15 protein-coding genes are annotated in these 19,324 nt (G+C 47.5%); 7 read left to right on the forward strand and 8 right to left on the reverse strand.

Annotated features, from left to right (window positions below):
* Nucleotides 1-12: 12 nt before the first annotated feature.
* The 4 genes from DP_RS06455 to DP_RS06470 form a co-directional block, all read right to left on the reverse strand.
* On the reverse strand, nt 13-1,443 hold the full coding sequence (locus DP_RS06455) for a carbon starvation CstA family protein (protein WP_011188518.1): 1,431 nt from the start codon (nt 1,441-1,443) through the stop codon (nt 13-15).
* A 287-nt stretch (nt 1,444-1,730) separates the two neighbouring features.
* Nucleotides 1,731-2,336 (reverse strand): HD domain-containing protein, encoded by a 606-nt coding sequence (locus tag DP_RS06460; RefSeq protein WP_228130177.1) that lies wholly within the window; start codon nt 2,334-2,336, stop codon nt 1,731-1,733.
* A gap of 1 nt (nt 2,337) precedes the next feature.
* A complete protein-coding gene (gene hemE, locus DP_RS06465) occupies nt 2,338-3,357 on the reverse strand; it encodes a uroporphyrinogen decarboxylase (protein ID WP_011188521.1) in 1,020 nt (339 codons plus the stop codon).
* Between the two features lie 31 nt (nt 3,358-3,388).
* Nucleotides 3,389-4,447 carry a radical SAM/SPASM domain-containing protein gene (locus tag DP_RS06470; protein WP_011188522.1) on the reverse strand — a complete coding sequence of 353 codons (1,059 nt, stop codon included), beginning with the start codon at nt 4,445-4,447 and terminating at the stop codon, nt 3,389-3,391.
* 391 nt (nt 4,448-4,838) lie between these two features.
* On the opposite strand from DP_RS06470, the gene hisD reads away from it, so the two are divergent.
* From hisD to DP_RS06505, 7 genes are all read left to right on the forward strand, one after another.
* On the forward strand, nt 4,839-6,143 hold the full coding sequence (gene hisD, locus DP_RS06475) for a histidinol dehydrogenase (RefSeq protein WP_011188523.1): 1,305 nt from the start codon (nt 4,839-4,841) through the stop codon (nt 6,141-6,143).
* Between the two features lies 1 nt (nt 6,144).
* Nucleotides 6,145-6,798, forward strand: coding sequence for a 16S rRNA (guanine(527)-N(7))-methyltransferase RsmG (rsmG, locus tag DP_RS06480; RefSeq protein WP_011188524.1), 654 nt, complete (start codon nt 6,145-6,147; stop codon nt 6,796-6,798).
* A gap of 89 nt (nt 6,799-6,887) precedes the next feature.
* Nucleotides 6,888-7,961, forward strand: a complete 1,074-nt coding sequence (leuB, locus tag DP_RS06485; protein WP_011188525.1) for a 3-isopropylmalate dehydrogenase — start codon at nt 6,888-6,890, stop codon at nt 7,959-7,961.
* Nucleotides 7,962-8,254: 293 nt separating this feature from the next.
* Entirely contained in the window at nt 8,255-10,900 is a 2,646-nt protein-coding gene (locus DP_RS06490; protein WP_011188526.1) for a sigma 54-interacting transcriptional regulator, read from the forward strand.
* Between the two features lie 327 nt (nt 10,901-11,227).
* A complete protein-coding gene (locus DP_RS06495; RefSeq protein WP_011188527.1) occupies nt 11,228-12,580 on the forward strand; it encodes an alanine/glycine:cation symporter family protein in 1,353 nt (450 codons plus the stop codon).
* 451 nt (nt 12,581-13,031) lie between these two features.
* Nucleotides 13,032-13,880, forward strand: coding sequence for a pirin family protein (locus tag DP_RS06500; protein ID WP_011188528.1), 849 nt, complete (start codon nt 13,032-13,034; stop codon nt 13,878-13,880).
* A 93-nt stretch (nt 13,881-13,973) separates the two neighbouring features.
* Nucleotides 13,974-14,903, forward strand: coding sequence for a YceI family protein (locus tag DP_RS06505; RefSeq protein ID WP_049785021.1), 930 nt, complete (start codon nt 13,974-13,976; stop codon nt 14,901-14,903).
* Between the two features lie 199 nt (nt 14,904-15,102).
* On the opposite strand, the gene rlmF is transcribed toward DP_RS06505, so the two are convergent.
* From rlmF to DP_RS06525, 4 genes are all read right to left on the reverse strand, one after another.
* On the reverse strand, nt 15,103-16,032 hold the full coding sequence (rlmF, locus tag DP_RS06510) for a 23S rRNA (adenine(1618)-N(6))-methyltransferase RlmF (RefSeq protein ID WP_011188530.1): 930 nt from the start codon (nt 16,030-16,032) through the stop codon (nt 15,103-15,105).
* A gap of 114 nt (nt 16,033-16,146) precedes the next feature.
* Nucleotides 16,147-16,683 carry a YaeQ family protein gene (locus DP_RS06515; RefSeq protein ID WP_011188531.1) on the reverse strand — a complete coding sequence of 179 codons (537 nt, stop codon included), beginning with the start codon at nt 16,681-16,683 and terminating at the stop codon, nt 16,147-16,149.
* Between the two features lie 507 nt (nt 16,684-17,190).
* Nucleotides 17,191-17,727 (reverse strand): hypothetical protein, encoded by a 537-nt coding sequence (locus tag DP_RS06520; protein WP_011188532.1) that lies wholly within the window; start codon nt 17,725-17,727, stop codon nt 17,191-17,193.
* Nucleotides 17,728-17,732: 5 nt separating this feature from the next.
* Complete coding sequence (locus DP_RS06525) at nt 17,733-18,314, reverse strand: hypothetical protein (protein WP_011188533.1); 582 nt, start codon at nt 18,312-18,314, stop codon at nt 17,733-17,735.
* Nucleotides 18,315-19,324: the final 1,010 nt, after the last annotated feature.

Raw genomic sequence — 19,324 nt, forward strand, 5'->3', positions numbered from 1 at the left:
CTTGTTAAACCCTTACTCTTCTATCTTCCAAAGATGCGCGCCCTCTTCCAGGGGCTTGGTGTAGATGAGGAAGGCGACGAGGACCGCTATGGCAATAACTACGCCAGCGATATTTGACAGGGTAGAGTCCAGCTCAAAACCGATCTTGGCCTGGAGGATGAATGCTGCATCAACCGCGGTCATAAAGGTGGCAGGGATGGTGCATATCCAGTGAAGTTTTCTCTTTTTGACCAGATAGATGGCTGCCGTCCAGAGCATCATCATGGAGAGCATCTGGTTGGACCAACCAAAGTAGCGCCATACGGTGGTGAACTCGACATTACTGATGGCAAAGGCCACGGCAAAGAGGGGGATGGCAATTATCAGTCGCAGGCCAGGTCGGTTCTGCTTGATATTAACGATCTCTGCAATAATCAAACGGGTGGATCGAAAGGCCGTATCACCACTGGAGATAGGCAGGATGATAACGCCCATGATTGCCAGAAAACCACCGACGGGGCCCAGCAGGGTGTTACATGCTTCATTGACCACTGCGGCAGGGGAGCCGGTAGCAATTACAGCACTGAGTGCCTCGGGGGTCTGGTAGAAGGAGAGACCAATGGTAACCCAGACAAGGGCGATAATACCCTCCATGATCATTGAACCATAGAAGACGGATCGGCCGTGGGACTCATTTTGTACGCAACGTGCCATCAGCGGTGATTGGGTGGAGTGAAAACCACTGATCGCACCGCAGGACAGGGTGATGAAGAGAAGAGGCCAGATAGGCTTGTCTGCCGGGTGAGTATTGGTGAAAAAATCAAGGTTTGGCAGAATCTCATAGCCGTGGAAGATCAAACCGCCAATAACGCCAAAGGTCATGAATATGAGGAGGGCGCCGAAAAATGGATAGAGACGACCAATGATCTTGTCGATGGGGAGGATGGTGGCGATGAAATAGTAAAAGAAGATACAGCCGATCAGTATCTGAACATTGACTCCCGTCAGCTGGTGGAGAAGCTTTGCCGGTCCCAGGATGAAAACAACACCAACAAGGAGGAGGAGGACGATGGAAAATATGCGCAGGGTCTGTCGTGCCGGCATTCCCATAATGTCACCAACTACCTCAGGGATAGACTTTCCGCCGCTACGCAGAGAAAGCATACCACTAAAATAGTCGTGGACAGCGCCGCCAAAGATACAGCCAATAACTACCCAGATGAGGGCAGATGGGCCGTATAGAGCACCGAGGATTGGTCCGAATATGGGGCCAAGTCCCGCAATATCAAGGAGCTGGATGAAGAACACCTTCCAGGTCGGCATGGCGATATAGTCAACGCCCTCTTCCTTGGTGCTACAGGGGGTTGCCCGGTTGCGGTCAATGCCAAAGATCTTTTCAACAAAGACCCCGTAGGTGAAGTAGCCCAAGATCAACAGGCCAACACAGGTAAAAAAGAAAAGCATTTGTTTCCTCCCTAGGTAAATGTGAATAAAACTACTTTAGTTATGTTAGCACTCTAGGGGGGGGGATGTCGTTTTTTTTTGTGAGGGGGAATATTTTTTTGGTGAAAGGTCGTTTTTTAGTGGTGTGCGGTCATAACGGGAGGGCGAAATGCATTTCACCAGCAGGTAGAGACGTCGATTTATCGCGTCTCTTCTACAGGTAAGCATTGCTGGTAGATGGCATCCAGCATGGAAGAGAGGCGATATCGGCGTCCTGTAGCAGAGAGGGGCGTGGAGGCTTGTTTCTCCTAGAGAGAGACATCTGAAACAGATAAAATAGTCTTTTCTGGCGGAAAATCAAGGAAAGAAAAGAGCAGATCTTCAAGCAGATAACAGGTCGAGAAGTTGACTCGTATGGCTGCTATGATAGCAGGATCTTTTTTACCATATCTGTCAATGATATAGACCAGTCTTTCATCTAAAGAGACGACCTGGTCGTGTAGCACCCTCTTATCTGCGTAGTAGACCAGTCCGCGGGCGTCAATATAGCCGTCCCGATATCTCCCAGGGTCAAAAGAGCTGTATATGACATGTTCAGAGACAATCTGGGCGATTTCAGGAAAACCAAGATCTAGGCAGATTTGGCCACCGATCTCGGCATGACGACAGCCCTCCCGTAGACAGCGTGTCTTGGCAATGTCATGGAGGAGGGCTCCGGCAACGACCAGTCCTCTTTCAGGCAACTCTCTTACGCTTGGTACGAGGCAGAGCTGATCGGTGAGTGCCGCTGCTACCCGTGCCACTTGGCGAGAGTGGTCCCGGATATTATCCAGCATGGCAAAGTCCTCAATATATTGTAAACACTCGCTGACGCTAGGATAGTTGGCAGCGAGCATTTTGGTTGAAGATGTCATATTATTTGCAGCTGAGCTCATGGACGGCATCAACGGCAATCCTGGCCTGTTCAGGCGGGGTAAACTGGTGAATTCCATGTCCAAGATTAAAGATATGTCCCTTTACCTCCTTGGCATCCTCGAGGATTGTACCAATGCGCTTACGGAGTTTATCCTTGGGCAGGAGAAGGGCAAATGGATCAATATTTCCCTGTAGGGCAATGCCTGGAACTCTTTTGCCCGCATCACCGATATTTATCCGCCAGTCAAGGCCGAGAACACTGGCTCCTGAGCTTGCCGACATTTCAAGCAGGGTCGAACCATTATTGGCGAAATAGATAATGGGCAGGTCAAACTGCTGGAGGCTGGCGATAATTCTTCGCACGTAGGGCAGGGCAAAGACCTCAAAGTCGCAGGGGGCAAGTACACCTGCCCAACTGTCAAAGATCTGCAGGGCCTGGGCCCCGGCTCGTGCCTGCGCCTGCAGGTAGAGGATGGTCGCCTGAGTGATTTTTTCCATGATGCCATGGAAAAGCTCCGGCTGGGTGAACATCATCTTCTTGGTTTCCCAAAATACCTTGGAGGAGCCACCTTCAATGAGGTAGGTGGCACAGGTAAAGGGAGCGCCGGCAAAGCCGATCAGCGGTACCTGTAACTCTCCCCTGAGAAGACGGATGGTCTCCATTACAAATCCCGTCGCATCATCAGCATCGGGGATGATCAGGGCATCGAGTGCGGTTTGATCTTTGATGGGGTTGGGGAATACAGGGCCACAACCCTCGTTGAATTCCAACTTGGCCCCCATGGCCTCCATGAGAATAAGGATGTCTGAAAAGAGGATGGCAGCATCCATGCCAAGGAGGTCAACGGGTTGCAGGGTCACCTCAACACAGAGCGCAGGGTTCTTGCAAAGCTCTAAAAAGCTCACCTTGCCACGGATTTTTTGATAAGCAGGTAAGTAACGACCTGCCTGGCGCATCATCCAGATAGGGGTATAGTCGGTTTTTTCGCCGCGACAGGCCTTTAAAAAAGTATCATTCATAGGAACTCGATATCTATAGGGTTATTATTATTTATCTCATCTTTTTCGGGGTGTAACTGCAGAATGGCTCTTCTGCAAGGTAGTCACCGGTCATAGCATAGGCTCTGGCCCGGCAGCCGCCGCAGACATTGACGTATTCGCAACAGCCACAGCTTCCCTTGTAGTTTTTGAAATCCCGTAATTCCTTGAACAGTGGGGCATCTTCCCAGATATGTTGGAAGCTTTCCGTCTTTATGTTGCCAGCAGATTTTGGGAAGTAGCTACAGGGGAGGACTTCGCCATCCACATCAATGAGGCAGATGAGTTGGCCGGCAAGACAACCCTTGGAACCTCCCGTTGAAAACTGGAGATTACGGCGGGTAAAGGTTTCTCCCTCTTCCTGGGCCTTTTGTCGAACGATTCGGTAGTAATGGGGGGCACAGGTGGGACGCATGAGCAGGGCGTCTTCATTTTTTTCTGTCTGATAATGCCATTCCAGTATCTCGTCGTAGACATCCACAGGGATGAGCTCTTCCATGATCTCTTCACCCCGCCCCGTCGGCACAATCATAAACATATACCAGGCAGTTGCTCCCTTCTCCTTTACCAGGCGGTAGATGTCGGGGATTTCGTGCCGGTTGCGAACGGTGAAGGAGGAGTTTACCAAAAATGGAATATCATATTTTTGAAAGAGTTCGATGGCGTGCATTGTTCCGGTAAAGGCCCCCTTTTGATTGCGGAAATCATCGTGGGTGGCGGCAGTTGCTCCATCCAGGCTCAGGGAGACCATGCGGATATTTGTCTTCTTTATTTTCAGGCAGACCTCATCTGTCACCAAGGTACCGTTGGTGGCAAGGCACATACGCAGGCCCTGGTCCGTGCCATATTGGGCGATATCAAAAATATCTTCACGCAACAGGGGCTCACCACCGGAGAGCACCAGTACAGGCTTGGCATATGAGGTGATCTTGTCGATGATTTGTTTGGCCTCCTGGAGGCTGAAATCCGGATGGGCCACAACGTCCAGCTCAGATGAACTGCGACAGTGTACGCATTTAAGGTTGCAGCGTCTTGTTGTTTCCCAGGCTATCCATTTTGGTTCAAAATTCATCGTATTATAAGGCTCCTTGCAGGTGGATCTTGCCGTTTAAGACAAAGTCCAAGTCTTTTTTATTCATAATGTTATGGGCATTGAGATTGTGATTTTGCAATATTCTAACTATATTACCCTTTTGGCCAATGCGCAAAGCTAAATTCAATATGCCGGGTCAGTAGTATGTCGTTTTCATAGAAATCAGACTTATCTTTTATAAGTTGCTCTCCCACCTTTTTTTTATGGAACTAATAGCGTATATTGCATAATTTGGTGTGGTTTTCAGAAGTATACGGGCGTGAAAAAGAGTGACTGATGAACATTGTTCTGCCGTATACAGTTTGGTGCGGTTATTCCTCTTTTGGAGGAAGCTTAAATAAAAATTTGGAAGTGAAATAGCGAGGTTTCGATGCTCATAGAACCTAAGATGATAGGTAGTTCTGAGGGCCAGGCCCTCCTTGAGAGTCTGCTGAACCGTTTTCAGATAGGTGATTCTGGTTGCCAATCTGCGGTCGAAGATATTTTAACTGCTGTAAGGCAGGAGGGTGATGCGGCAGTTGTTAAGTACTGTCGCCGCTTTGATTGTCCTGATATGACGGCCTCGGCCCTGGCTGTGACTGCGGCAGAGATAGCTGCGGCCTATGAGCTTGTCGATGCGGCTTTTCTTGAGACCCTGGCAGCCGCGATTGAGCGTATCCACTCCTTTCATGAGCGGGAGATGGAAGATTCATGGATGCAGACCCGTGAGGATGGGACCATTGTTGGTCGCCTTGTCCGTCCCGTTGATTCGGCTGGGCTCTATGTGCCGGGCGGTACGGGCGGGTCAACCCCGTTGGTCTCTTCGGTGTTGATGAATGGTATTCCGGCGGGTATTGCCGGGGTGACTACTCGGGTTATGGTGACTCCGCCTGGTAAGGATGGTAAGATCAGCCCCCATCTTCTCGTTGCTGCAACAGAAATAGGTATTACTGAGATCTATAAGGCAGGTTCTGCCTGGGGCATTGCCGCCCTTGCCTATGGCACGGCCACCATTCCCAGGGTAGATGTTATTGTCGGCCCGGGTAATCAGTTTGTCACCGAGGCCAAGCGATTGGTTTCCGGCATGGTGCGTATCGATATGATTGCCGGACCATCCGAGGTACTTATCGTGGCCGATGAAACGGCAGACCCTGTCTATATAGCAGCGGATATGCTTGCTCAGGCAGAGCATGATCCTCAGGCCCTCTCCATTCTTCTTACAACGGATAGGCAGGTGGCAGAGGCCGTTCCGGCTGAGATAGAGCGTCAGCTCAAAACCCTCTCTCGGGCTGAGATTGCCGAGAAATCCATCGTTGATCGTGCTGTTATTTTGGTGGTGGCGGATATCGAAGAGGCCATTGGTTTGGCTAACGATATTGCCATTGAGCATCTTGAATTGATGATTGTCGATCCCTGGGCGCAGGTGCCGCATATTCGCCATGCAGGGGCCATCTTTTTGGGCAGTCATACCCCCGAGGCGGCAGGTGATTATTTTGCCGGGCCAAATCATGTGCTTCCCACCATGGGGACGGCTCGTTTTGCCTCTGCCCTTGGGGTGGAAACTTTTTTGAAGAAGAGTTCTATTATTAGTTATTCCCAGACAGCCCTGCAAAATGATGCCGAGCATATTCAACGTCTGGCAAACCTGGAAGGTCTTACCGCCCACGCAAATTCCGTGGCCGTACGAGTGAAATAATATGAGTTTTGATTTTTATAATGAGCTTTCCCGTGGTTGTCAGGCCATGGGCATAGAGCTTGATCGACCAGGGCAGGAGAGGCTCTACACCTATTTTGTTGAGCTGAAGAAGTGGAGTCAAAAGGTAAATCTCATTGCCAAGGGCACAGGCGAGGCCGAGATTGTCGAGAATCATTTTTTAGATTCCTTGGCCCTTCTGCCCCTCCTGCCCGAGGGTGCCGGTCTGCTCGATATTGGTACCGGTGCTGGCCTGCCGGGCCTTATCTGTAAGGCGGCCCGTCCCGATCTCCGCCTGTTTCTGGTGGAGCCCCGAGCCAAGCGGGTGAGCTTTTTGCGGCATATAGTCCGTACCCTGCAACTTGAGGGGGTGGAGATCTATTGTAGTCGGATTGAGGATGAACCAGAGCTGTTTGCGTCGGAGGATATTAGTTATATCACCAGCCGGGCTGTTTCTGATATCAGTGGATTTCTGGCTATGACGGAGGGTTTTAAGTCTCCCCATATTCGTCGTCTCTGTTTGAAGGGTCCGCGCTGGCAGGAGGAACTTGCCGAGGCAGATGAGGTGCTTGCGGCGGGTAATTATCAGCGAGAAAAGGTGGTGGAGTATCTTCTCCCCTTTTCCGGCGCCGAACGCGCAATTGTGGTACTGCGATAGCCCACCGCTGTTTTAGCCGGTTGAGGTTTTATGTGGTTGTCCCTCTTGGGGTGATCACCTGTAAAGAAGACAAAGAATAAGGATTAAAGATGAAGAAAATAGCGGTTCTTGCCGGTGACGGAATTGGCCCAGAGGTCATGGAGCAGGCTCTTAAGGTGCTTGTTGCAGTTCAGAAAAAATTTGGTTTTGAGCTCTCCTTCCAGCATGCAGATGTTGGTGGGGCAGCAATCGATAGCCATGGGGTGGCATTACCGGAGTCAACTCTCACCCTCTGTGCAGAGAGTGATGCCATTCTCTTTGGTTCTGTCGGTGGCCCTAAGTGGGAACATCTGCCTCCAGCAGAGCAGCCGGAGCGTGCAGCCCTGCTTCCTCTTCGTAAGCACTTTGATCTCTTTTGTAACTATCGTCCTGCCCGAGTTTTTAAATCTTTGACAGCAGCCTGTCCTCTGCGGGCAGATATTATTGGTGATGGTTTTGATATTCTCTGCGTGCGTGAGCTTACCTCGGGTATCTATTTTGGTACCCCAAAGGGACGTGAAGGTGCAGGTGAGGATGAGTATGCCTATGATACCATGGGCTATAAACGCTCTGAAGTGCGACGCATTGCTCATATGGCCTTTGCTGCTGCCCGTCAGCGTAGTGGAAAGGTGACCTCGGTTGATAAGGCCAACGTTTTGACCACCATGGTGCTCTGGCGTGAGGTCGTACTTGAGGTGGCAAAGGAATATCCGGATGTGAAGCTGAATCACATTTATGTAGATAATGCTACCATGCAGCTTGTCCGTGATCCTCATCAGTTTGACGTAATGCTCTGTGGTAATATGTTTGGTGATATCATCTCCGATGAGGCGGCTATGCTCACAGGTTCCATGGGACTGCTTGCCTCTGCCTCTCTTAATACCGAGAATTTTGGCCTTTTTGAGCCTGCTGGTGGCTCTGCTCCTGATATTGCAGGTCAGGGTATTGCCAATCCCATCGCTGAGATTCTTTCGGCAGCGATGATGCTTCGTTATAGCCTCGGCTATGGTGAGGCTGCAGATGCTATCGAGGCAGCCGTGGAGAAAACCCTTGATAGGGGTATCTGTACCGCTGATATTGCAGTTGATAGATCTCAGGCGGTGAATACCGCTGAGATGGGTGATGCTATTGTAGCGGCTCTATAGGACTTTCTGCAAAATTTTATGCAGGCCTTGCAGCCGGGGTTGCTCTTTATTGAAAAGCCCCATTTTTTAAGCGACCCAGATAATTGTTTTTTGTAGGATGAACCCACCATTTTTATGGTGGGTTTTTTTATGCCTAGCGGATTTTATTCATTATTTTTGCCGAGAAACATATTTGGACAGATGATCATATACTTGCTAAGGTTAAATAAATTAATAGACCTTGTCCGGATCTATTATTTCTGTTGAAGAAATGTGTTTTAGATTCTTTACTTAAAAAAAAAACCCCTCTTTTTATGAAAAAAGAAAGCATTGAAAAACATCTACAGTGTTCTGTCCTCTTTCAAGATCTTTCTCCAGAGGAGATAGGTCGGTGCAGTGAGATGGCGATGGTGGAAATTGTGCCGATGGGGGAGTATGTCTATCGACAGGGAGGGCAGACTGATCTGCTCTATCTTGTGGCAGTTGGTGAGGCAGAGCTTGTCTTTGAGTTTGATACCAGTAGTGTCAGCGCCGTTGGTCGGGTTGGACCTGGTGGCCATTTTGGTGAGACGGCCCTTCTTACCGGAAAACCTCATGCCGTGGCCGTTCGAGCCCTCTTTGATCTTGTCCTTCTCATTTTTAAAGGCTCGTTTTTTAAGGATTTGCTTGAAAGAAATCAGTGTGTGCGCAGACGGGTAGACCTTTTTTTGGCAGAACGGTTGCGGGTGGCCTTTGCCGATCAGGCAGATATGTCACGAAAACAGATTGGCAGGCAGGATATTACCTTCGCCAGTGAGATGGTTTTGTTCAGGCAGAGAGGGACTGCCAATATTGATTTAGAGAAGGCCAGCGATCTTAACTCCGGCAAGAATGAGTATGTTGCCAGAACCAGTCGTCGAACCCATGCGGAAATAGATAGAATTGCCAGTAATCAGGAGCCGTTTTTTTTAAATGGGGAGGAGGGGACGGGCAGGACAATCATTGCCAAACAGATCCATCTGCAGTCGATTTGTGCCGATGCTCCCTATCGAGAGATTGATCTACGTGAATACCCCTCGGCGCTTCTTTTAGAAAAAAAGCTCTTTGGAGCAGCTCAGGATACCTATCCTTTTTTTCAAACTCAACAGGCCGGTTTCTTTGAGAAGACCTGTGGGGGCACCCTGGTTTTTTGTCATGTGGAGTTGCTTCCCATAAGTCTTCAGGAAAAGCTTCTTAAGGTGATTGCCAGCAGCGTCTTTACCCATCTTGATTCAAAGCAGCAGATAGCCATGCAGTCACGACTTGTCTTTATCAGTGACTTCAGCCTTACCTATTTACGGAATTCTGGCAAAATTATTCCAGAGTTTCTTGCCATTTTAGAAAGGCAAAAATTTACCGTTCCCGCCGTTCGTGAGCATAAAAAAGATTTACCCCAGCTGATAGACCACTATTTGAAGCGTTTTAGCAGGGAGTATGGCAAGGAGGTCACAGCTGTCAGCCCTGAGACCCTTGGGGTCTTGATGAACTATGATTGGCCGGGTAACCTCACTGAGCTGTCAACGGTAATACGACGGGCGGTGATGTTGGCTGCAACGGCCGAGGTTCATGCCGAGGAAATTTTACTGGGTCTGCCCAAGTCAGAGGGTAAGTGGGAGTTCAATCTTCTTCGTTTTCCCTGGGTGCGTAGCTTTATAACAAGCAAGAGGTTTCCCCAGGTACCACAGATAGTTATTGGTGGCGTTTTGCTTCTGGCTGTCTTTGTCCTCTTTTTTGGTCCACGCTCGGCCGAGGCCAATCTTGGACTGACTATTAGCTGGTCTATTGGCTGGCCTCTGATGTTCTTCTCCTTTTTCTTTCTGGCCAGAATCTGGTGCAGTGTTTGTTCCCTTGCCATGCCAGGTATGCTTTTGCAGAATATATTTCCCTCCAAGAGAAAGACACCGGCTTTTATCAAGAAAAACTCCGGTTGGCTTATGGCCATACTCTGTGTTCTGGTTTTTTGGGTGGAAATAGTCTGGGATGCCTATGAAAACCCCCTGCTTACTGGCATGATTATTCTTACTATCACCTTTGGTTCCATTATTTTTAGCCTTCTCTATTCAAGAAGGACATGGTGTCGCTATCTCTGTCCCTTAGGTGCGGTTAATGCCATCTTTGCCATGCCCTCTATTTTGGAACTGCGCTCAAATAAAGATGTCTGCCTGAATAAGTGTCAGGATCATGCCTGTTATGCAGGGGGAGAAGAGAGTGATGGCTGCCCCATGTTTCGTCATCCTTATCTTGTTGATAATAATAGAGATTGTATCATCTGTGGGGAGTGTGTAAAAAATTGTAATAATAGTGCCGTACAACTCAATTTGCGGATTGCCCCTCAGGAGCTCTGGAGTCTGCAGACGCCTCGTCTTGCCGATAGTTTTCTTATAGTTGCCCTCGGTGCCATCTTTTTTCCCTTTGCTCTGCACACTGATTTTGTGACAAAGGCCCGGGCTGTTCTCGGGCAGCTGGAGTTTTTTTGGGGAGTGAATATTCCCTATGGCCTTGGTGCGACCCTTATTTTTTTTCTTTTGATCCTCTTCGCCTTTAGTCTCTACTATGGAATGGCTACTGCTCAGGCAAGGTTTGCCGGGGGGGGGAGAGAGAAGATTGCTGCCCTGTTAGGTTACGGTTTTATCCCTGTCGTTTTAGGCGCTTATCTTGCTATTCATCTTGAAATATTTGTCGTCGGTGCAGGCAGGCTTATCCCTCAGCTAGAGGCCATGATGGGTTGGGCTGTATCCTATGAAAACTGGCAGCTCATGAACGATGACAGTACCTTGGTATTACAGGTCATATCAATATTTGGTGGTCTCTTTGCCTCCATGTACGCCATCTATCGTATTATTGAAAGATTACTGGAGCCCATCTCCATCAGCTCTCGTGCCCTTGTTCTGCCCTACTCTTTTTTGCTTCTCCTTACAATTAGTTATCTCTCTATGCTTTAAGGCCTTTCCTCACGTTCAATGTCCTTTTTCAGGGCAGAGTAAAAAGATTTTACAAAAATGAATAGATCATAATAAACAAAGAGTTAACTGATATTTCTTGCAGTAAATATTTTTAGGAATAATTTTTTTTGTTTATTACTTCATTTCGGGCGATATATATGATATATCTAATTAATATCTTTAATCTTGTCAGGAAAAATCTCTTTTTCACGTAACTAATATATTATAAGTATTATTGCATTAAAAATTGTTGGTATGGCTTAGGCTGTTTTTCTAAGCCTTTCTAGGGGCAGACAACCCCTCATCAAACAAGAGAGAGGAGAACGAATGGATTTCATTGCAACGCTAGACGTCTTTATTGGGAAAATCAACGCCTTTGCTTGGGGACCACCAATGCTCATCTTGCTTGTTGGTACAGGTTGTTGGTTGACCTATAAGCTTCGTGGTTTACAGTTTAGAAAACTTGGTCATGCCCTGTGGCTTGCCTTTGTAAAACGTAAGGCTGATGATGATGAACCTGGTGATATTTCTCACTTTGCGGCACTGATGACGGCCCTTTCAGCAACGGTGGGTACAGGTAATATTGCCGGAGTGGCAACAGCAATCGCCATTGGCGGACCAGGAGCCCTCTTCTGGATGTGGATGACTGGTCTTGTCGGTATGGCAACCAAGTATTCCGAGGCTATCCTGGCTGTAAAGTATCGGGTTAAAGATGAAAAGGGTGAGATGTGTGGTGGCCCGATGTACTATATTGCCCGGGGTCTGAATATGCCCTGGCTTGGAGTTGTTTTTGCCGTATTTGCCTCAATTGCCGCCTTCGGTATTGGTAATATGGTTCAGTCAAACTCGGTGGCCGATGCCATGGAGTCCACCTTTGGCATTGAGCCAATGATCACCGGCCTTGTTCTTATGGCATTTACCGCTGCAGTTATCCTCGGTGGTATCAAGTCTATTGGTCGGGTAACCAGTATTATCGTTCCTGCCATGATTGCCTTCTATACCCTTGGCGCCCTTTATATCATTTTTAGCCATATCAGCATGGTGCCTGCAGCCTTTGTTACCATCGTAAAGTTAGCCTTTAACCCAACTGCCGCAACCGGTGGCTTTGCCGGTGCAACTATCATGCTTGCCATTCGTATGGGTGTTGCCCGTGGTGTTTTCTCCAATGAATCTGGTTTGGGCTCGGCTCCTATCGCAGCGGCTGCGGCGAAAACCAAGAGTCCTGCAACCCAGGCACTTATCTCCATGACCCAGACCTTTATTGATACCATCATTGTCTGTACCATGACGGGCTTGGTTATTGTTATCTCAGGTCTCTGGAAAACTGGTCTCACCGGCGCGGAGTTGACGGCTAAGTCCTTTGAGGCAACTATGCCCGGTGGTGCCTATGTGGTTACCATTGGTATTATTTTCTTTGCTTACTCCACCATGCTCGGCTGGTGTTACTACGGTGAGAAGTCCATTGAGTATCTCTTTGGTACCAAGGTCATTTTGCCATATCGTTTGGTCTTCGTCTGTTTTGTTGGTCTTGGGGCGGTGGCAAAGCTCAGCTTTGTCTGGAATCTCTCCGATACTCTCAATGGTCTGATGGCTATTCCAAACTTAATTGGTCTTCTTCTCCTTACCCCTGTTATTGTCTCTGAAACTAAGAAGTATTTTGGTAAAGACAAGGAGCTGTAGATCTTTAAAAAAGAGATGCCCTGTAAACTATGATTTGTGGGCAGTAGTAGGTAAAGGGCCACAGTTTCTTAAGAGACTGTGGCCCTTTTTGCTTTTTTAGAATCTCCTGGATAGGCAGGTAACACCTTTTTCACAAGGGCAATTATTGTCTTCCAGAGTTCGTCTCTCATTTATCTGATAAAAAAGGGCTTCAGCCATATCTGCCATTGACTTCAGGATGGGAGAAGTTGTCTGTCGTCGTCCTATGTTCCCACTCTTCTGTTCGCGTCCTGTACAGATGGCGGCTACGGCTGGTTCAACAAAGAAATGATGGATGGGGGCTTTGTCAGGACATGGATGCATGATAGGATAAAGGGTAAGCCAGTCGTTTTTTTTTTGCCTCATGAGCCAGGGATGGGGCAATCTCGCTGTTTAATATCTTGATTAATCACTGTTTATAAGGTGGCGATTTATGAAGGATGAGAGAAAAATTAAATTGATATTAACCCGTCAACCGATCACGGAGGGTGCAGGGGTTCATTTGAACCGGCTGTTTGGACACAACGAGGCCCCGACCTTGGATCCCTTTCTGCTCCTCGATGATTTCCGTTCTGACAAGCCCGAGGATTATCTGCAGGGTTTTCCGTGGCATCCTCACCGTGGTATCGAGACAATTACCTATGTGCTGAAAGGTGATGTGGAACATGGAGACAGCCTGGGCAACAGGGGGGTTATTTCTTCGGGGGATGTGCAATGGATGACCGCCGGCAGCGGTATTATCCATCAGGAGATGCCGAAAGGGGATGCTCAGGGCGCCATGCATGGTTTTCAGCTATGGGCCAATCTGCCGGCATCCCAGAAAATGATGGCCCCAAAATATCGCGACATCACGGCTGGCCAAGTGCCGGAGGTTGAAGTTGGCAACGGTATTTGTATCAAGGTCATTGCAGGTAATATTGCCGGCGTGCAGGGGCCCATGGATGATATTGTCATTGATCCTGAATACTTTGATTGCTCTGTGCCGGTCGGTGAGACCTTTGTCCATAAAACAGATCCAGGCTACACGGCCTTCGTCTATGTTATCGCCGGAAAAGGAGAAACCGATGGTACAGATGTTGAGAATGGAACATTGGTTCTTTTCGATCAGGGAGAACAACTGTCGGTAAAGGCCCTGGATGAGTCTCTGAGATTCCTGCTCTTAACAGGCAAACCGCTGGCTGAGCCTGTGGCCTGGCAGGGCCCCATTGTCATGAATAGCCAGGCTGAACTGACAACGGCATTCCTGGAATACCAAGATGGTACCTTTATCAAAAATAGATAGTTTGGGGTCGGCATGCATCTGTCATCACTGGACTATTTTAAGTGAGTATTGAACTCTTTGTTAAGCGATCATTTAAAAGAGAAGGGAGAAACCATGAGCTCAAAATTTGACCAAAATCCAGTGGCAGCCGGTGATTTGCGTGCCTTTTTAATCGAAAAACCTGAAACGGTGCTCATCGATCTGTTGCCCCCGGAACATTTTGTCAGCCGCCATGTCCCCGGTGCCCAAAATGCCTGTGTGTTTCACGTTTCATTTTTGGATGATTTAGCAGCTATCGTTTCAGATAAACGGCTTCCAATTGTAGTTTATGGTTCCAGCGTCCGTAGCCGTGATGCAGCAGTGGCGCTTGAGAAGATGGATCGGGCCAACTTTGAGCAGGTCTCATTTCTTAAAGGGGGAGTTGAGGCATGGCATGGAGCTGGATATGACCTTGAGGGGGAGGCTCCTTATCAGCAGGATCTGCAGACGATGGTGAACTTAACCGACGGGCAATACACGGTTGACTGTGAGGCAAGTGAGTTGGAATGGGCCGGGCGTAATCCAAATTGCCGTCATATTGGCACGGTGGATATTGCCAGGGGCGAGATTGAGATCAAAGGTAGCGTTATCACCGGTGCGATTGAAATTGATATGAACACCATTCATAATATCAACTTGGAAGGAGATGAATTACAGCCGGTGCTGGAAGCTCATCTGCGCTCGGACGATTTTTTCTTTACCAAAATGTTTCCCAAGGCGGTATTAAGCATCAGGCAAGTTAAACGGATTGAACCGTGTTGGTTGACCGGCCCCAATCACCATGTCAAAGCTGAGTTGAGTTTGCGGGGTGTTTCAGTCGACCTTGAATTTGATGCCACCGTTGCCCTCATTGAGGGTGATTCTTTCGTTTTGGAGGCCCATTTCGATATTGATCGGACGCGTTGGAATGTGATCTATGGATCAACCCGTTTTTTCGAGTATTTGGGGATGCATAAGGTTTTTGACTTGATCAGTTTGCAATTGCGATTGGTTGCCGGTCACTAAATCCGGATAGCTGGCAGGGACGGGCTTGCTAGCCCCGTTCCTACCATACGAGCTATACTTGAAATGAGAACCATTGGCAAAGGACCGCGAAAACTTCGTTGCCGCTCCAGCGGCTGGTTCGGGTATCCTGGCTGAGAATTTAGTTGTTTCTTGTGCAGTGGCTGGAGCATCTCATCGAGATTGGGGCCATTTTTTTCGTTTACTCTTGAGAGAAACTCCAGGCGATGAACCGGCTTATCTTCTGGCCCTGGGCCATTTCCACAACCTTGATTCGTTTGCAGCCCAGTTGTTTAAGGAGCTTTTTCAGGGGAGCAACATTTTTTCCCTTGGAGAGCAGGCTGCTAAACCAACGAACCTGCTTGGCAAAGGCGACGCTCTCCTCGGCCATCTGTCTGAGAAAGACAATTTCTCCGCCGGGACACCAGAGCTCTGCATTTTGTCCACCAAAGTTGAGCTTCTCTTGAGCTCTATTCTCTTTGCCATGGCCCAGGTTTTTCCGTTTACGTTGGTTTCCTGCCTCGGCCTCGGCAAGAGATGCATGGAAGGGAGGGTTGCACATGGTGAGATCAAATTTATCCTCGTTGATAATGCCCTTAAAGATCAATTTTTTGTCTAATTGTTGTTTGAGGGTGATCTTTCCGTTTAAGCAACTGTTGGCTTGGACAATCATACCAGCAATTTTTATGGCGAGAGGATCTATATCGGTGCCGACAAAGTGCCAACCATAGCTTTGACTGCCAATAATAGGGTAGATACAGTTTGCGCCAGTGCCTATGTCGAGTACTCTGATCTTCTTGCCCTTGGCAGAAGTAGGTAAATCTTCTGCGAGAAGATCTGCCAAATAATGGATATAGTCGGCTCGTCCGGGGATGGGGGGGCAGAGATAACCCTCGGGGATTTGCCAGTTGCTCACCTGGTAATAGTGGGCGAGTAGGGCCCTGTTCAGGCAGAGCACAGCCTTGGCATCGCTGAAATCTATGGTCTTGTCGCCCGTGGGTTTGATCTGGATATGCATTTTAAGCTCAGGGCAAGTCCTGCAAAGAGCGTCGAGGTCATATCGGCCACGATGAGGGTTTCTGGGATGGAGCAATCCGCTTTGAACGCTCTTTTTGTCGTGTTGGCTTGCCATATTTTATATCCTTTGCCAGAGATCAGGCTGAAAAAATGTTGGTCGTTTCTTGTGCGGTCATTGGCATAAGGCATTGTTGCTCTGTTGATCTTTCACCTTCTTACTTGTTCGGTCTTACTTGCTTTGCAGGCAGAGACAGGAGACTTGGCAGTCCCCTGCGGGAGCTGAGATATAGGCGGTATCGCCGGTGATGGTGACCGAGAGCTCCATGCTTCGTTTTACCAAGGTTGCCAGCTCTTGTATTTCAGGCCATGGAAATTGATAGACAGAGACTGCCAGTTCCTTGAACTTTTCCTGGTTCTGTGACCACCAGGTATCAGATTTTGAGTTAAAGGTATAGACCCTTACCCTGGGCGAAACCCGAGTGGCCTTGCGTATTCTCTCAACGGCTGGTTCGCCAATATCAATCCAGAAGGAGAGGCGATCGTCCAATGTCCGTGCCCATATATCTGGTTCTTCCACGGCACTGAGTCCCTTGGTAAAGGTTAAGTACTCTTCGCTATTAATGCAAAAAGCCAGAACACGGGCCATCATCCGCTCAAGGTTTTCCGAGGGGTGTTGGGCAATGGTGAGACTAATCGTTTCGTAATAGTCTCGGTCACCGTCTGCTATATTGATTCTTAATTTATAAATCGTCGGTTTTAATGCCACAAGTACACCTTTGCCATGTTGAGATATTATATATTTACCTGATTATGGGGCCTTGGGATCTGCCCCAGTTCTTTTATCGTCTTAGGCGAAGATTGGCAAGGGCATATCGTCCTCTCTCAGCTCTTTCTCCGTGTTCCCGTAAAGGGTAAGCCATGATGGGCACGCTCCGCTTCGCTTAACTGCTGCTCATCCTACAATAGCTTCAAATTATTTAATGGGATATTTGGCAGAATGCTCCTGCCCGCTGAGAGGGAGGTGGGGCTGTTTTTATTTGGGTGAGGTCAGGTTTTTGTTTGGGAAGGGGCCGTCACACAGGGCTATAAAATGTGTGAAAAGGTATAGCTGAAAGAATTAAAGGCTGTAGAAAGGTTTGGCCTAGAGGGGTATTGAAATGAGGGAAAGGGCGTCATCGTTCCTTGGCCTCCCAGAGGGCAAAAAAGCCCAAGTTGATTTTTTCAACGTGGGGCTTTTTTGCTACCGAGTAGATTACTCACTGGCAAGTGATCGCTATTTATAAAGATTGTCGTAATATTCTTTATAGTTTACATCTGTTTTTCTTCCTCGTAGTCCTATATCCATATATTTGAATTTACTAATCAAATAGTCTGCTACACCTTGGTCAATCTGCTCCATAAAAATTCCTGTAGAAAGACCCATTCTGCAGTATAGATAAACACTCTCTCCAGGACTCCCCTGAACCCTGTAGTGCATAAGTGGCCCACCCATGTATGCAACAATTTCATTTTCACCGCTTTTCACCGTAAATTGACAAAAAGTTCCAGAGTTAAGAACACCAACAACGGTGTCATTACAGATGATAGCAAATTTACGAGCAGATCCGTAAAAATTATCCTCTCGCAAAACAAATATTGATGTTTCAAGTTTGCTGGGAGCTTTGGGAACAGTAAAGTCTGTTATCTTGGCATGATATGTGTTCGCCGAACATCCACCAAGAAAGACAATCATTAACAGCAAGAAAATTTTAACAAAACAAAATTTTTTTCGGACTAGATCATTATGGATGCAATAACTGAAATGTTTCATTTTATTTAAAATTTCCTCGAAGTCAAGATTTCATCTTGAAGCTTAATAAAGGCATTCTTGGTGGCTCTCTTGGCAGCTAAGGACATATCGTGCTTAAATTCAGAGAATTCAGCTTCACCTTCACCCGTTACCTTTGTCTGCCAAGTAATTTTTCCATCCTTGTCAACTGCCTTACAGTCAATGGTGATCGAAAATAAAGTTGGTGGCCATGTAAATACACTGCTTGATGACGAGTGAGTGATAAATTGTGGTGTAAAGATATAAGAGATTTTCTTAGAAGAAGCAGACAATATATCTACTTCAGAAGAAAGTTTATAAACACCTTCAAAGACATTGGACAAAACCTTCTTTAAGGCTGGCTCAGCTTCTCTGTAAGGGAAATATTTTACTTTGTCACCACCGCCTCCAGGTGTTGAAACTTCTTTCGCAAAATTTTCTTTTGAAATAAAATACCCAACATTTTTATCAATTTTGACGATGTTTGATTTGCTCAAATAATTGAGAGGTGGCGTTATATTTATAGAATGCCCACACCCGACAAGAAGTAGTAGCGGCAACAGTAGAATACTTTTTTTAAAAAATCTCATGCGTTTCCTTTGCGAAAATCCTTTTTAAATTAATGTGATAATTTCCAATATTGTTTCAGTAGCTTACGAACATATGTTGCGTCGAAAATTTACTTCATTGCTTTCCCAAAAGCAAGGGGCATGAAGGTTAGGCATGAAGAAAAATAAAGTTTCTTCAGGATTAATGACTTGAAAATACTTGTAAAGAAGGAGGTTATAGGGGCAGGCTTAGATGGGGGTGTTTTTGTTTGTGAGAAGAGAAATTCTAGTCATAGCTATTTGGGATAGGCTGTTGTCGAAATGGAGTATAGTGGAGGGATCGCCGCTCTTTGGCATCCCTGCCACCGCGGCATACCGCCCATCCATGGGCATAAAACACAAAAAGCCCCAAACTAAATTAATAGTTTGGGGCTTTGTATATAAAATTCGGCGGCGACCTACTCTCCCACACAGTCTCCCATGCAGTACCATCGGCGCTGAAGAGTAGGTAAGCGAGTGAAACGAGACTCCGTCATTCGTGTTCGGAATGGGAACGGATAAAGTCTCTTCTTTAGGTTTATGCTGCTCTTTCTAATATCCGCCGTTTCACTGCTCGCCATCTAACATCTCGTACCCGCCATTCCGCTCCGCTTCACTGCTGTTCTTTCTCCGTGTCCTCGGTAGTAGTGGTAAATGCTTTTTTACTGTTGAGAACAATAAGAAGAAAAGGGAATGTCGGATAAGTTTTCGGGAGTTACTGCTGGGGGAGTTGTAACATGAGGATAGGGCATCGCCGCTCTTTGGCATCCCTGCCACCGCGGCATACCGCCCATCCATGGGCATAAAACACAAAAAGCCCCAAACTAAATTAATAGTTTGGGGCTTTGTATATAAAATTCGGCGGCGACCTACTCTTCGACACCCCCCATGCAGTACCATCGGCGCTACGATAAGCGACCAAAGGGAGATCTTCGTCAAAGCGAACGTAGTGAGACTTCGAGAAAAGCGTTAGATAGCGACCATAGGGAGACCTTCGTCAAAGCGAGCGCAAC

Origin of the sequence: Desulfotalea psychrophila LSv54, from assembly GCF_000025945.1 — a bacterium.
GTDB classification, from domain to species: Bacteria; Desulfobacterota; Desulfobulbia; order Desulfobulbales; family Desulfocapsaceae; genus Desulfotalea; species Desulfotalea psychrophila.